At 22.9% G+C, this 1,693-nt stretch carries 1 protein-coding gene; it reads right to left on the bottom strand.

Features of this window, described 5'->3' with window-relative positions:
• Positions 1 to 309 precede the first annotated feature (309 nt).
• A complete protein-coding gene (locus AJ932_RS08175) occupies positions 310 to 1,065 on the bottom strand; it encodes a basic amino acid ABC transporter substrate-binding protein (protein ID WP_044779581.1) in 756 nt (251 codons plus the stop codon).
• Positions 1,066 to 1,693 lie beyond the last annotated feature (628 nt).

The raw sequence follows: 1,693 nt of genomic DNA, 5'->3' as shown, positions 1-1,693 counted from the left end.
GACACCTTACTTGAAATAATATTTTTACTCAAATATTTTTCTCCTTCCTTATTTAAAATGATTTATTTTGAAATTAATTTCATATTTTTTATTTTTTAATAATAATATAAAATATAAAAATAAAATAGCGGAATAATAAAATATTTAAACTTAAAGTATAATTAAATACTGATTATTATAAAACTATAAAATTTCAATTTAAATTTTATTTTATATAAAAAAATTGATTTAATGAGAGTAAATTTGTATGAAATGTTATTTTACAAAACGCAACGAAGATTTAAGTTGTATAAGCGTGAATTTTCACGCTTACTCTAGTTCATATTTTTTGATCAAAGTATTGTAAAATCCATTGGTTTTTGTCTCATCTATACCTTTGTCAAAAATTTTTACCAATTCTTTTTGTTTGTTTTTATCAAAAGCAAAGCTAAAGCCTTCTCCACCATCCATTTCTTGGTAAAAACTTACCAATTCTGGATTTTCAGCTAAAAAACCTTTAGCAGTATCTTCATCTGCGATAATAGCATCAATTTTGTTGTTTTTTAGTGCTAAAACAGCAATATTTAAATCTTTATTACTTTGCACTTGTGCATTTTTGATAGCTTTTGCAGTATTTTCTTGTAAAGTTCCTAGTTGAACTCCTATTTTTTTACCTTCTAAATCATTTTTTGTTTGAAGTAAATTGTTACTTTTTAGTTTAAGATAAAGATTTTTACTCATATAGTAAGGTTTAGTAAAATCAACACTCTGTCTTCTTTCATCCGTTGCACTCATAGCCGAGGCAATCATATCAATTTTACCAGCTTTTAAAGCAGGTATTAGCCCATCGAAATTGGTTTCAACCCAAACAATTTTAATACCATTTTTTTTGGCGATCTCTTCTACTAGATCCGTATCAAAACCTGTAAGTTTTGAATTTTCTTTATAGTTAAAAGGTTTATAGTTTGGGGCGGTTCCAACCTTTAATTCTACGCTTGCATTTGTTTCTTTGTTTTTAGAATCATTGCAAGCGTTTAAAAATAAGCCAATCAAGGCAACTAAAACAACACTAAATATTTTTTTCATTTTCTTCCTTTGATATAAAATGTTTTAAAATTATACTTATTTTAAATTTATATTTAATTAAGTCTGATTGCTTTTTACAATGTTTAAAAGTAAGTAATCCTTGATATATTATTTATACAAATTTCAAAAAACCCACCAAATACTTATATAAATACTTACACAAATATTTATATTGTTTAATCCCTCTTTAAGTTTAATTGGTTATACTTTCATTTCCTTTTTTGAAAAAAGGACTTAAAATCTTTTAAATTATAAAGTTTCATTAGCTTACGTAGATTTTATAAATTAACTTTATTTTAGATTTTTTAAGTTTTTAAATTATTTGAGTTTTTAACTTTCTTAATTTTTTAATTTAAAGCTAAAAAGTTTTATTTATAAATCTTAGTTTTTTAATTTAAAAACTTTTCTTTTAAAAATGATTTTTTGTTTTGTTCTTTTAACTTAGTATTGTTATTCAAATCTTATTAGTCAATCTTTGAAATCTAAATAAGTGATCGATTGAGCCAGAAAGATTTAGGCATAAGCAATTATGTAAAATCTATTCAATCTAATAATTAAAAAGATTAAAAGCTTTTCTTTTAATCTTTTATAACTTTTTCTTTGAAGAAAAAGATTAAACTATCTATAA

The organism is Campylobacter sp. BCW_6873, assembly GCF_001762365.1.
Classification (GTDB): Bacteria; Campylobacterota; Campylobacteria; order Campylobacterales; family Campylobacteraceae; genus Campylobacter_D; species Campylobacter_D jejuni.
This window is presented reverse-complemented; position numbering and strand designations above follow the sequence as displayed.